The organism is Curtobacterium sp. MCBD17_030 (genome assembly GCF_003224255.1).
GTDB lineage: Bacteria > Actinomycetota > Actinomycetes > Actinomycetales > Microbacteriaceae > Curtobacterium.
In genome coordinates this window covers 60,659-72,995 of record NZ_QKLI01000009.1, presented here as the reverse complement: position 1 = coordinate 72,995, position 12,337 = coordinate 60,659, and the positions used below count along the sequence as shown (strand labels likewise).

At 71.5% G+C, this 12,337-nt stretch carries 16 protein-coding genes; 9 read left to right on the top strand and 7 right to left on the bottom strand.

The annotated features are described in order from the left end of the window. Positions 1 to 8: 8 nt before the first annotated feature. Positions 9 to 1,247, top strand: coding sequence for an acyl-CoA dehydrogenase family protein (locus tag DEI89_RS09950; protein ID WP_110903895.1), 1,239 nt, complete (start codon positions 9 to 11; stop codon positions 1,245 to 1,247). 77 nt (positions 1,248 to 1,324) lie between these two features. On the opposite strand, the gene msrA is transcribed toward DEI89_RS09950, so the two are convergent. Then, a complete protein-coding gene (gene msrA / locus DEI89_RS09945; RefSeq protein ID WP_110903894.1) occupies positions 1,325 to 1,846 on the bottom strand; it encodes a peptide-methionine (S)-S-oxide reductase MsrA in 522 nt (173 codons plus the stop codon). 128 nt (positions 1,847 to 1,974) lie between these two features. Between msrA and DEI89_RS09940 the strand changes: the two genes are divergently transcribed. Then, positions 1,975 to 2,373, top strand: coding sequence for a hypothetical protein (locus DEI89_RS09940; RefSeq protein WP_146236736.1), 399 nt, complete (start codon positions 1,975 to 1,977; stop codon positions 2,371 to 2,373). A 33-nt stretch (positions 2,374 to 2,406) separates the two neighbouring features. Here the strand turns inward: DEI89_RS09940 and DEI89_RS09935 are convergent, their stop codons facing one another. Next, a complete protein-coding gene (locus DEI89_RS09935; RefSeq protein ID WP_110903892.1) occupies positions 2,407 to 3,399 on the bottom strand; it encodes a helix-turn-helix transcriptional regulator in 993 nt (330 codons plus the stop codon). 156 nt (positions 3,400 to 3,555) lie between these two features. Here DEI89_RS09935 and DEI89_RS09930 point away from each other — a divergent pair, with 156 nt between their 5' ends. The 3 genes from DEI89_RS09930 to DEI89_RS09925 are packed head-to-tail and all read left to right on the top strand — an operon-like array spanning position 3,556 to position 6,245. Continuing rightward, entirely contained in the window at positions 3,556 to 5,283 is a 1,728-nt protein-coding gene (locus tag DEI89_RS09930) for an AMP-binding protein (RefSeq protein ID WP_110903891.1), read from the top strand. 59 nt (positions 5,284 to 5,342) lie between these two features. After that, a complete protein-coding gene (locus DEI89_RS17670) occupies positions 5,343 to 5,510 on the top strand; it encodes a hypothetical protein (protein WP_181421580.1) in 168 nt (55 codons plus the stop codon). A gap of 3 nt (positions 5,511 to 5,513) precedes the next feature. Beyond that, the gene (locus DEI89_RS09925) at positions 5,514 to 6,245 is read left to right on the top strand and encodes an OBAP family protein (RefSeq protein ID WP_110903890.1); all 732 of its coding nucleotides are present in this window, start codon (positions 5,514 to 5,516) and stop codon (positions 6,243 to 6,245) included. A gap of 60 nt (positions 6,246 to 6,305) precedes the next feature. Here the strand turns inward: DEI89_RS09925 and DEI89_RS09920 are convergent, their stop codons facing one another. Continuing rightward, positions 6,306 to 6,605 (bottom strand): Dabb family protein, encoded by a 300-nt coding sequence (locus tag DEI89_RS09920; RefSeq protein WP_110903889.1) that lies wholly within the window; start codon positions 6,603 to 6,605, stop codon positions 6,306 to 6,308. Between the two features lie 152 nt (positions 6,606 to 6,757). Between DEI89_RS09920 and DEI89_RS09915 the strand changes: the two genes are divergently transcribed. Beyond that, positions 6,758 to 7,114, top strand: coding sequence for a VOC family protein (locus DEI89_RS09915; protein ID WP_110903888.1), 357 nt, complete (start codon positions 6,758 to 6,760; stop codon positions 7,112 to 7,114). Between the two features lie 114 nt (positions 7,115 to 7,228). On the opposite strand, the gene DEI89_RS09910 is transcribed toward DEI89_RS09915, so the two are convergent. Beyond that, complete coding sequence (locus DEI89_RS09910; protein ID WP_110903887.1) at positions 7,229 to 7,693, bottom strand: DUF4383 domain-containing protein; 465 nt, start codon at positions 7,691 to 7,693, stop codon at positions 7,229 to 7,231. Positions 7,694 to 7,809: 116 nt separating this feature from the next. Then, the gene (locus DEI89_RS09905) at positions 7,810 to 8,121 is read right to left on the bottom strand and encodes a metal-sensitive transcriptional regulator (protein ID WP_110903947.1); all 312 of its coding nucleotides are present in this window, start codon (positions 8,119 to 8,121) and stop codon (positions 7,810 to 7,812) included. A gap of 95 nt (positions 8,122 to 8,216) precedes the next feature. Between DEI89_RS09905 and DEI89_RS09900 the strand changes: the two genes are divergently transcribed. The 3 genes from DEI89_RS09900 to DEI89_RS09890 are packed head-to-tail and all read left to right on the top strand — an operon-like array spanning position 8,217 to position 11,133. Next, positions 8,217 to 8,444, top strand: coding sequence for a heavy-metal-associated domain-containing protein (locus tag DEI89_RS09900; protein WP_110903886.1), 228 nt, complete (start codon positions 8,217 to 8,219; stop codon positions 8,442 to 8,444). A gap of 5 nt (positions 8,445 to 8,449) precedes the next feature. Further along, a complete protein-coding gene (locus DEI89_RS09895; RefSeq protein WP_258368837.1) occupies positions 8,450 to 10,663 on the top strand; it encodes a cation-translocating P-type ATPase in 2,214 nt (737 codons plus the stop codon). Continuing rightward, on the top strand, positions 10,660 to 11,133 hold the full coding sequence (locus DEI89_RS09890; protein WP_110903885.1) for a DUF4396 domain-containing protein: 474 nt from the start codon (positions 10,660 to 10,662) through the stop codon (positions 11,131 to 11,133). The genes DEI89_RS09895 and DEI89_RS09890 overlap by 4 nt, the downstream gene beginning before the upstream one ends. 90 nt (positions 11,134 to 11,223) lie before the next feature. Here DEI89_RS09890 and DEI89_RS09885 read toward each other — a convergent pair whose 3' ends face one another. Then, positions 11,224 to 11,409, bottom strand: coding sequence for a hypothetical protein (locus DEI89_RS09885; RefSeq protein WP_110903884.1), 186 nt, complete (start codon positions 11,407 to 11,409; stop codon positions 11,224 to 11,226). Positions 11,410 to 11,449: 40 nt separating this feature from the next. Continuing rightward, positions 11,450 to 12,337: an SDR family oxidoreductase gene (locus tag DEI89_RS09880; protein ID WP_110903883.1), complete on the bottom strand. Its 888-nt coding sequence runs from the start codon at positions 12,335 to 12,337 to the stop codon at positions 11,450 to 11,452.

The following is a 12,337-nucleotide window of genomic DNA, read 5'->3' as shown; positions in this document are numbered from 1 at the left end:
GACGAACCATGACCACGACGACCACCACCCCGCACGCCGTGCCCGACACCGTGCCCGACTACGAGACCCTCGCCGCGCGCTTCCGCCCGCTCTTCGACCGGATCGCCGCCGGCGCCTCCGAACGCGAGCGCACCCACACCCTCCCGACCGCCGAGATCCGCGAACTCGCCGCCGCCGGCTTCGGCGCCCTGCGGGTCCCCGTCGAGCACGGCGGCGCCGGTGCCACGCTGCCGCAGCTGTTCCGGCTGCTGACGGAGCTCGCCGCCGCCGACAGCAACATCCCGCAGGCCCTCCGCGGCCACTTCGCCCTGGTCGAGGACCGTCTGGTCGGCCGCTCGGGGGAGCGGGCGCGCTGGCTCGACCGCTTCGGCCGCGGCGAGATCGCCGGCAACTCGTGGACCGAGGTCGGCGCCGTGCAGATCGGCGACGTCATCACGAAGGTCACCCCGCAGCCCGACGGCACGTTCCGGATCAGCGGGCAGAAGTACTACTCCACGGGGAGCGTCTTCGCGGACTGGATCGACACCTACGCCGAGCGCACCGACACCGGCGAGCGGGTGATCGCGATCGTCGACGCCCACCAGGACGGTGTCACCCACGGCGACGACTGGGACGGCTTCGGTCAGCAGACCACCGGCTCCGGCACGAGCACCTTCGTCGACGCGCGCGTGGAGCCGGACGCGGTCACCCTGTTCGATGACCGGTTCAAGTACCAGACCGCCTTCTACCAGGGGGTGCTGCTGGCGGTCCTGGCCGGGTCGGTCCTGGCCGCCGAACGGGAGGTCGCCCTCGCCGTCCGCACCCGCAACCGCGTCTTCTCACACGGCAACGCCGACACCTTCGCCGCCGACCCGCAGATCCTGCAGGTCGTCGGCGAGGTCTCGTCCGCCGGCTTCGCCGCCGCCGCGATCGTCGACCGGGCAGCGCAGGCGCTGCAGGCCGCGTACGAGGGAGCAGCCCTGGACGAGGCCGAGGACGAGCGCCGGAACGACCGTGCCGAACTCGCGACCGCGCAGGCGCAGGTCGCACTCACGTCGCTCGCGACCCAGGCGACCTCGCACCTGTTCGACGCGCTCGCCGCGTCCGGCGTCAGCACGACGAAGAACCTGGACCGGCACTGGCGGAACGCCCGGACCGCGGGCAGCCACAACCCGTGGGTCTTCAAGGCGCGGATCGTCGGCGACCACGCCGTGAACGGCGCGGAGCCGCCGCCGGTGTGGGCGATCGGCGCGACGCGCGCGCGGTAGACGCGACCGACGACGGACGGGAGGCCCGGTACCAGCTGGTACCGGGCCTCCCGTCCCGTTTCTGCTCGCGCTGGGCGTCAGGCCGTGGCGGCCGTCTCGCTGCGCTTCGGGAGCACCCAGTTCGGGCGCACGAAGTGGCACGTGTACCCGTAGGGGTCCTTCTCGAGGTAGTCCTGGTGCTCCTCCTCGGCCTCCCAGAACGGGCCGGCCGGCGCGACCTCGGTGACGACCTTGCCCGGCCAGATGCCCGAGGCGTCGACGTCCGCGATGGTGTCGAGCGCGACGTCACGCTGCTCGTCCGAGGCGAAGAAGATCGCCGAACGGTAGCTGACACCCACGTCGTTGCCCTGCCGGTCCTTGGTGGACGGGTCGTGGATCTGGAAGAAGAACTCGAGGAGTTCCCGGTACGAGATCACCGAGGGGTCGAAGACGATCTCGACGGCCTCGGCGTGCGTGCCGTGGTTGCGGTAGGTGGCGTTGGGGACGTCGCCGCCGGAGTAGCCGACGCGTGTGCTGATGACGCCCGGGCGTCGGCGGAGCAGCTGCTGTGCTCCCCAGAAACATCCGCCGGCGAGGATCGCGGTCTCGGTGGTGGTCATCGGTACCTCCGTGGTTCGTGACGCTGGCTGCGACAGTACCGGGTGCAACACCGGGGAGCCCCTGCGTGTTCCACGACCGGTCGTCGGAGCCTGGGACCGGATCCATCGTCGGTGCGTTCACTGGGGCGGTGAAGGACATCCATTACGCCGGCCGGGCGATCCGGACCACGGACGGTGCCGCCGACGCCGTCATCAGGTACGCCGCCGTCCTCGGGGCGAACCGGAAGACCGACACGGTCGACGTGCCGACGGTCGACGAGCGCGGACGACCGAGCATCGAGACGCTGCTGCTCGGTCCGGCCAGCCAGATCACCCTCGGGCCCGGAGCGGACGACGTACGTGACGCGGACAGCGACGACGCGGGCAGCGACGACGCGGGCAGCGACGACGCAGGCGTCGACGACGCAGGCGTCGACGACGCGGAGTTCATCGAGCACGTACGGCGGCTGGCGGTGCTGGCCGGGCCGGTCCGGCCGGTGCACGAGGACCCTGACCACCGTGCCGAGGAGTTCGACGACTTCGACTGAGACGGGACGAAGCGGGCGCTGCCGCCCCCGCCGTCAGCGCCGCAGGGTGTTCCGCGGGTACTCGCCGTAGGCGTTCCGGTACGCGGCGGAGAACCGGCCGAGGTGCGCGAACCCCCACGCTCGGGCGATCGCCTGCACCGATCCCGTCGTCGCGTCCGTCTCCAGCAACTCCCGTCGCACCCGTTCGAGTCGCACGTGCTGCAGGTAGCGGAGCGGGGTCATCCCGATGTGCCGTTGGAAGGCCTCCTGGGTGGCGCGGACGCTGAGCCCCGCGGCCCGGGCGACGTCCGAGACGTTGAGGGGCTCGGCGACGTGCTCGTGCACGAACTCGACCGCGGCGCGCAGGCGTGCGCGGCGGGGCAGGAGCACGGCGGGCGGCAGCGCGGTGACGGTCGGCGGGTACATCCCGAGGAACGCGGCGGCCGTCCCGCGGGTCAACGTGTGCCACAGGAGGCTGTCCACACCGCCGACGCGGAGCTCGCGGGACAGCAGGGCCAGGCTGTTCCGCCACCGCGTCACGGCGGCGGGGTCGAGGGTGCGCAGGTGGTCGATGCCGAGGTCGGGGACCTGTCCGGTGTGGAACAGCTCGTCCGCGACCTCGTGCACCAGTCGGCGGGACATGTGGACCACGCGCTGGTCGTAGTCCTCGTACTCGAACACGAACTCGCGGGCGGTCGGGAACAGCATCGGGACGTCGCCGGCCATCGGGACGCGGTCGTGCACGACGTCGGGGATCCCGTTGCCGGCGGTGAGCCACTGCACGATGTAGTCGTCGGACGCGCCGATCAGGCCGCGGATCGATCCGGAGATCTGTGAGCGACGGAGCGTGACGTCGGCATCGCCCACCGCCGTGTAGCGGTACGAGAAGGGTCGGTCCGTGGTCCGCGCGGACCAGTGCCGTCCCGCGTAGAACCCACTGAGGTCCACCACAGCGGTGTCGGGAGAACCGCCGATCGCCTCGATGCGGACGGTGCTGCGGTCGTCGGCTGCCGCCCGGTCGGGCACGGTGTCGTCGATCGTGGTCATCCGCGTCCTTCCCGTCCGGGCGCGCAGACAGAGCGCACCATCGGAAACGGTACGGACGCCGGCGTCCTGTCCGCGAGGGGTTGACTCGCCATGTTCGGATGCGCTATCGACTGTGTCCTGCTGGGCATCCCGAGCGGGATGGGGCAAGGTCAGAGGATGCGCACCGAACCTGCCTCCGCCTTCCGCGCCGCCCGAGACGTCCTGCTGCACGCCCGGTCCGACAGTGCCGCGGCACGCCGGGACTTCCGCTGGCCCGACGTCGGCGAGACGTTCAACTGGGCGATCGACTGGTTCGACGTCATCGCGCAGGGCAACGACCGCGAAGCGCTCGTGATCGTCGAGGAGGACGGCCGCGAGTCGCACACCACCTACGCCGAGATGTCCGCGCGCTCGGACCGACTGGCGGCACGGTTGCACGACCTCGGCGTCGGCAAGGGCGACCACGTCCTGCTCATGCTCGACAACCAGCTCGAGCTCTGGGAGTCGATGCTCGCGGTGATGAAGGTCGGCGCCGTGATCCTGCCGACCTCGACCATGCTCGGGGCCGCGGACCTGCAGGACCGGATCGACCGCGGACGGGTCGCCCACGTGGTCACGACCTTCCGCGAGACCCCGAAGTACGCCGACGTCACGGGTGACTTCACGCGCATCGTCGTCGGGGGGAGCGCGGACGGCTGGACGACCTACCCGGCCGACCTCGGCGAGCCCGCGCCCGCGGACGAGTGGCGCCCGGAGGTCGTGACCGCGGCCTCCGACCCGTGCCTGGTGTACTTCACCTCGGGCACGACCGACAAGCCGAAGATGGTCGTGCACACGCAGACCTCGTACCCGGTCGGGCACCTCACGACCATGTACTGGATCGGGCTGCAGCCGGGCGACGTGCACCTGGCGATCAGCTCCCCCGGCTGGGGCAAGCACGCATGGAGCTGCTTCTTCGCGCCCTGGATCGCCGAGGCCACCGTCTTCGTCCACAACCAGCAGCGCTTCGACCCGACCGCCCTGCTGCACCAGCTCGAGCGGGCCGAGGTCACCTCGTTCTGCGCTCCGCCGACCGTGTGGCGCCTGCTCATCCAGGCCGACCTCGGCGCCCGCCCACGTGCACTGCGCGAGGTCGTCTCCGCCGGTGAGCCCCTCAACCCCGAGGTGATCCGGATGGTCGAGGAGGCCTGGGGTCGGACGATCCGTGACGGCTACGGCCAGACCGAGACCACCGCGATCGTCGGCAACGCCCCCGGTGACGCCGTCCGCCCCGGGGCGATGGGCCACGGCCTGCCCGGCGTCGCGATCGAGCTCCTGGACCCGGTGACCGGAGCGCCGGGTGTCACCGAGGGCGAGGTCTGCCTGGACCTGACCACCCGGCCGGTCAACCTGATGGCCGGGTACCTCGATGCCCCCGAGCGGACCGACGACGCCCTGCGCGGTGGGTTCTTCCACACCGGTGACGTCGCCACCCGACACGAGGACGGTTCGCTGACGTTCGTCGGGCGGACGGACGACGTCTTCAAGTCCTCGGACTACAAGGTGTCGCCGTTCGAGGTCGAGAGCGCCCTGCTCCAGCACCCCGCGGTCGCCGAGTCCGCCGTCGTCCCGGCCCCGCACGAATCACGGCTCAACGTCGTGAAGGCGTACGTCACGCTCGCCGCCGGGTGGGAGCCGACCGCAGAGACCGCGCGGAGCATCCTGGCGCACGCCCGGACCGCGATGCCCGCCTGGCAGCGGGTGCGCCGGGTCGAGTTCGGTGCGCTGCCGAAGACCGTGTCCGGCAAGATCCGCCGTGTCGAACTCCGCGCCCGGGAGCAGGCGGCGGTGGGTGGCGTGCCCGTCGAGGGCGAGTGGCGCGACGACCAGTTCGAGGGCCTGCGCACCGGCCGTCGGGACGACTGACCCGGTGCGGGCAGGACGACTGACCTCCCGCGCACCACGACGCGCGTAGCGTCCGCCGCATGAGCGATGCAACGAACGGAACCGGCCCGGACGGCGTGACCGACCAGGAGGCCCAGCGCACCGAGGACCTGCCCGACGGCTCCGCCACGGGGAACGCCACCGAGGACCCCCAGCAGGACAGCGACGTGGACTCCGGCGGCGAGCCGGCGGAGCCCGAGGAGGGCTGACCGGTGCCCCGGAACCCCGCCGTCCACGACCGTTCGACGGGGGTCCGGCCGCCCGGCGAGGACGGGGGCTTCCGCCTCGCGCTCCTCGACCGGGGTGCCGACCTGCTGCAACCGACGGACCCCCTGAAGGGGTTCGACGTGTACGTCGTCGGGTTCCACTGCGTGAAGGGCGAACCCGACGTGCAGATGGAGGCGCACCACTACTGCAAGGTGGTGAACGCCGAGATGCTGCAGTGCGTGCTGTTCGACGGCAACACCGCGGACGCCAACCTCATCGGCATCGAGTACATCGTGTCCGAGCGGCTGTTCGACTCGCTGCCCGAGGACGAGAAGCCGTCCTGGCACCCCCACAACCACGAGGTGTTCTCGGGCGAGCTCGTCGCCCCCGGCCTGCCGATCCCGGTCGAGACCGAGCTGATGGGCCACCTGGTCAACTCCTACGGCAAGACCTGGCACACCTGGCACAGCGCACCGATGGGCGGGCACGAGGCCGATCCGCTGCCGGTCGGCGACCCGATGCTGATGTGGTCGTTCAACCGTGAGGGCGAGGTGCAGACCGCCCTGCAGGAGGACCGGAACACCGCCATGCACACCGACCCTGAGCCGCGGAAGGCGTCGCGGGCGAAGCACCTCGACCGCGCACACCCGCAGCGCGGCGTCGGCACGATGCGCGACGACTTCAGCGGCACGACCCCGACGCCCGGTGTCGTGGACGCGGAGGACGGCCGCCCCTGACGACGGACGGGAGGCCCGTGACGACACCGCCACGGGCCTCCCCTCCGTCCGTCTGTCCAGTCAGGCCGCGACGTCGAAGACGACCACCCGCGCGCTCCGCGCCCCGATGTGGTCCGCCACCGGCTGGTGCGCCGGGTGCGGCAGGTACGCGTCCCGCGCCGCCGCATCGCGGAAGCGGACGACGAGCGCCCAGTCGAAGCCGCCCTCGAGCCCCTCGGGGCTGACGCTCGGCCCGGACGTCACGGACACGACCCCGTCGATGGTGGGCAGGTGTTCGGCGACGAGGGCGCTCGCGCGTTCCGGTGCGGTCCCGTCCTCGCCGTCCCAGTCCACGAGCACCACGTGCACGATCTCGGTCATGGTCGTCCTCCCGTCGGGTCCGCGCACCGACGGTGGCGATCACCCGAGCCTCCGCCGTCGTGCTGGGCGTACCCCGAACCCGCTCGCGGCTGGGTCGTCGCGGACACCACGCGGCCTAGCGTCCAGGGCACACCACGACGAGAGGAAACACCATGGCAAGTGGAGTCGCAGCAGTCTGGGTCCCGGTCAGCGACATGGAGCGCGCCGTCGCGTTCTACCGCGACACGCTCGGTCTCACGGTCAAGGACCAGTCCGACGACTGGAGCGAGATCGACGCCGGCGGTCTGATGATCGGGCTCAACGGACGCGAGTCCGCCAGCCAGTCGAGCGACGGCGGCGCGGTCGTCTCGTTCCAGCCGGACGGCAGCATCGAGGACGAGGTCGCCTCGCTCAAGGAGCGCGGTGCCGACATCCAGGGCGAGATCAGCGAGCACCCGTGGGGCAAGATCATCCCCTTCAAGGACAGCGAGGGCAACGACCTGCAGCTGTACTCGCCGCCGCAGGGCTGACGACGGAGCGGCCGTGCGACGTCGCACGGCCGGACCGCATGACGGGAGGCCCGTGACCAGATGGTCACGGGCCTCCCGTCATGCGTCAGCGCGGTGCGCGGACCGTCAGCGTGTTCAGCGGGCGGTACGGGCTCCGGCGCGCGGTAGGACGATGCCGAGGATGATCATCGCGACGGCGAGGATCAGGTGCAGCACGTTGTCGGCGCTGTTCAGCGGCACGAAGTTCGCGGCGCTTTCCATGCCGGCGGTGAACAGGCCGTAGATGAAGAGCACGGCGTAGATGATGCCGCCGACGAGCAGGTACTGGCGGGAGAAGCCGTGCGAGCGGGCGGCGATGAGGCCGACGATGCCGAACAGCAGGTGCACGATGTTGTGCAGGACGGAGACCTGGAACAGGCCCAGGAGCTGCGCGTTCGAGTCGTTGCCGGCGGCCATCATGCTGCCCATGTCCATGGTCAGGCCGGGGATGAAGCCGGCGATGCCGACGATGAGGAAGACGACGCCGAAGACCAGCGCGCCCTTCTGCGTGAGCGTGCGGCCGTAGCCGTGGTCGGTGCGGGTCGATGCGTTGGTGGTCATGAAGGAACCTTTCGTCAGGAGTCGACGCGGTCGGTTGCCATGCGCCTCGCAGGACATTCGGAGTGGACCAGCAGTCGGTTTGGTGGGAGAACCCAGCAGTACACGAAGCGGAGCCGTCAGGACCGGACGAGGCGTTTGATGGCCAGTGTCGCTTCCTGGATCTTCTGTTCGGCCTGATCGCCGCCCTGGGCCACCGCGTCGGTGACACAGTGGCGCAGGTGGTCCTCGAGCAGGCCCATCGACACCGCCTGCAACGCCTTCGTCATCGCGGACACCTGGGTGAGGATGTCGATGCAGTACTCCTCGTCCTCCACCATGCGCTGCAGCCCACGCGCCTGGCCCTCGATCCGGCGCAGCCGCTTGCGGTAGTCGTCCTTCGCGGAGATGTAGCCGTGGTGGTGCGCATGCTGTGCTGTCTCGTCACTCATCGGGAACACATCCTCGTCGTCGGCGTTACGGTAAAGGTACCCCCCATGGGTATGCGCACATCGTACCCGCCCGACGGGCGACACGAGGAGGACCGATGACCGAGCAGCAGACCGTGACCTACGCCATCGACGGCATGACGTGTGAGCACTGCGTCATGAGCATCGACGAGGCGTTCCGTGAGTTGCCGGGCGTGACCGACGTGCAGGTCGACCTGGTCGCCGGCGGCCGCTCCACCGCGACCGTGACGAGCACCGCACCCCTGGACGGCACGGCCGTCGACGCTGCGGTCGAGGACGCCGGCTACACCCTGGCGGAGCGCTGACCCCGGTGGCGGCACCTGCTCCCGCGGTCGAGCTCGCGATCGAGGGCATGACGTGTGCCTCGTGCGCGAACCGCATCGAGCGCAAGCTCAACAGGATGCCCGGGGTGTCGGCGACCGTGAACTACGCCACCGAGACCGCGACGGTCTCGCTGCCCGACGGCACCGCGGTCGACGACGCCATCGCGACCGTCGAGCAGGCCGGCTACGGAGCACACCGCCCCGAGCCCGAGCAGCGCGACGTGGACGCCCTCGCCCCGCTCGGACGACGCTTGGTCGTCTCCACCGTCCTGGCGGTCCCGGTCGTCGTGCTGTCGATGGTCCCCGCGTTCCAGTTCCCCTGGTGGCAGTGGGTCGCGCTCGTCCTCGCCGCCCCGGTGGCGACCTGGGGCGCCTGGCCCTTCCACCGGGCCGCAGCACTGAACGCCCGGCACGGCACCGCGACGATGGACACCCTCGTCAGCCTGGGCATCGTCGCCGCCGGACTCTGGTCGGTGTGGGCGCTCGTGTTCGGCGGCGCCGGTGGGCCGGACATGCACATGACCTTCGCGTTCACCGCGCCCCGTGGTGCCGCGCCCGAGCCGTACCTCGAGGTCGCCGCCGCCGTGACCGTGTTCCTGCTCGCCGGCCGGTACGCCGAGGGCCGCGCGAAGACCCGGTCCAGCGCCGCCCTGCGTGCGCTGCTCGCCCTCGGCGCCAGCACCGCCCGGGTGCTCCGCGACGGTCGGGAGGTCGAGGTCCCGGCCGCGTCCCTCCGTGTCGGCGACCGGTTCGTCGTCCGACCCGGTGAGCGGATCGCCACCGACGGCACCGTCGTCGACGGGACCAGCGTCGTCGACACGAGCGTCATGACGGGGGAGAGCGTCCCCGTCGAGGTCGGCCCCGGCGCCGCGGTGACCGGCGCGACCGTCAACGTCGGCGGGCTGCTCACCATCGAGGCCGTCCGGGTCGGTGCGGACACCGAGCTCGCCCGGATCGGCAAGCTCGTGACCGAGGCGCAGACCGGCAAGGCCGACGTCCAGCGCCTGGCCGACCGGGTCTCCGGGGTGTTCGTCCCCGTCGTGCTCGGGCTCGCCGCACTGACCCTGGTCGGGTGGCTCGTGCTCACCGGGGACGTCGAGGCCGCCCTGACCGCAGCCGTCGCGACGCTCGTCATCGCCTGCCCCTGCGCGCTCGGCCTCGCGACACCGACGGCGCTCCTGGTCGGCACCGGCCGCGGGTCCCAGCTCGGGATCCTCATCCGCGGCCCGCAGGTCCTCGAGGCCACCCGCCGGATCGACACCGTCCTGCTGGACAAGACCGGCACGGTCACCACCGGCACGATGCGGGTCACCGACGTCCTGCCCGCCGAGGGCGAGGACGCCGACGCCGTCCTCCGCGCCGCGGCCGCCGCCGAGTCCGGTTCCGAGCACCCGATCGCCCGGGCACTCGTCGCTGCCGTCCCGGACGTGCCACGACCGGAGTCGTTCGCGTCGAGCGCCGGCCTCGGCGTGCAGGCCGGCGTGGACGGTGTCCTCGTGCTCGTCGGTCGACCGTCCTGGCTCGCCGACCAGTGGGCCGTCCCGATGCCCGGGTCGCTGGCCGTCGCCGTCACCGATGCCGAGCAGGCCGGGCGCACCACGGTCGCGGTGGCGTGGGACGGCCGGGTCCGCGGGCTCGTCGTCGTCGCCGACACCGTCGCGCCCGGCGCGGCCGAGGCCGTCCGCCGGCTGCAGGAGCTCGGCCTCGACACCATGCTCCTGACCGGGGACGCGGCCGGGGTCGCGCACCGTGTCGCGGCCGAGGTCGGCATCAGCCGGGTGACTGCCGGCGTCCGACCCGAGGACAAGTACCGCGTCGTCACGGAACTGCAGGCCGCCGGTCGCACCGTCGCCATGGTGGGCGACGGCGTGAACGACGCCGCCGCGCTCGCCGCCGCGGACCTGGGCATCGCGATGGGCACCGGGACGGACGCCGCCGTCGAGGCCGCGGACATCACCCTGGTCCGTGCCGACCTCCGGGCCGCCGTCGACGCCGTCCGGCTGTCGCGCCGCACGCTCCACACCATCCGGACGAACCTGTTCTGGGCCTTCGCCTACAACGTCGCGGCGATCCCGCTCGCGATGGCCGGGCTGATGAACCCCGTCATCGCGGGTGCCGCCATGGCGCTGTCGTCGGTGTTCGTGCTGACGAACAGCCTGCGCCTCCGCCGCTTCCGGTCGGTCGACGGGAGCGCACGATGAGCGGACACGCCGGCGACATGGGCGGACACAGCGGCACCACCACGTGGTCGACGGCGGCCCAGGCGACGCTGCACTGCCTGACCGGCTGCGCGATCGGCGAGGTCCTCGGCATGGTCATCGGCACGGCCACGGGGCTGCACGACGCCGGCACCGTGGCGCTGTCGATCGTGCTGGCCTTCGTGTTCGGCTACGCCCTGACGATGCGCGGAGTGCTCCGCTCCGGGCTGTCGCTCCGGGCGGCGGTCCGGGTGGCGCTCGCCGCCGACACGGTGTCCATCGCGGTGATGGAGGTCATCGACAACACGGTCGTCGTCGCGATCCCGGGCGCCCTGGACGCGCAGCTCGACCAGTGGCTGTTCTGGGCGTCGCTGGCGCTCTCCCTCACGCTGGCCTTCGTCGTCACGGTCCCGGTCAACCGGGCGCTGATGCGCCGCGGGCTCGGCCACGCGAAGGTGCACGGGCACCACTGAGCGCACCACGGCGCACACACATGACGGGAGGCCCGGTACCAGCTGGTACCGGGCCTCCCGTCATGTGGTCAGCGCGTGTGCGCCGTCCGGTCAGGCGTCTGCGTCGCCCGCAGCGGCGTCACCGTCGGTGGCGTCCTCTTCCGGGTTGAAGTGCGAGTCGTCACCGACGAACCCGGCGGCCACGCCCTCGGGCTCGTTGGGGACGGTCCCGTCGTCGCCGAGGCCGTCCGGCTTCGGCGTGCCCTCGGGGTCGTGCGCCGTGGTGTCGTTGCTCATCGTGTGCTCCTTCGCAGTGCTGGCCGGACTCGGACGTCGGTCAGAAGGCGGGCGTGCCGCCCGCGACGGTGATCGTCGAACCGGACTGGTAGCTCGATTCTGGACTGACCAGGTGGACGTACGCCGCGGCCAGCTCGGCGGGCTGACCCGGACGCCCGAAGGGCGCCTGCTGCCCGAACGTCGACACTGTCTCGGCGTCGTCCGAACCCGGCTGCAGCGGTGTCCACACCGGACCCGGGGCGACCGAGTTGACGCGGATGCCCTTCGGCGCGAGCTGCTGGGCGACCGCCTCGGTGAAGAGCTTGATCGCACCCTTCGAGACGGCGTAGTCGATCTTGTCCGGCGACGGGGTGGACGCCTGGATCGAGCCCGTCGTGACGATCGTCGAGCCGGGCTCCAGGTGCGGGACCGCGGCCTTCGTCAGCCAGAACAGCGAGTAGATGTTCGTCTTGAAGGTCGAGTCGAACATCGACGTGTCGAGGGTCAGGATGTCGTCGTTGCTGTCCATCCGACCGGCGACCATGACGAGCGTGTCGAGGCCGCCGAGTTCGTCGACGCCCTTCTGCACCAGATCGGTGCAGTACTGCTCGTCGGAGATGTCGCCGGGGAACAGCACGATCGTCCGGCCCTCGGCCTGGAGCAGGTCGCGGACCTCTTCCGCGTCCTGCTGCTCGTCGGGCAGGTAGGAGAGCACCAGGTCGGCGCCCTCCCGAGCGAGGCCGATCGCGGCGGCGCGGCCGATGCCGGAGTCGGCACCCGTCACGATGCCGCGGAAGCCCTCCAGCCGGCCCTTGCCGACGTAGCTCTCCTCGCCGTGGTCCGGCTTCGGGTCCATCTTCCACGCAGCCCCGGGCAGCGACTGCTCCTGCTTCGGGAACGGCGGGACCGGGTACAGGGTGATCGGATCGTGCTTCTCGTACTGGCTCAT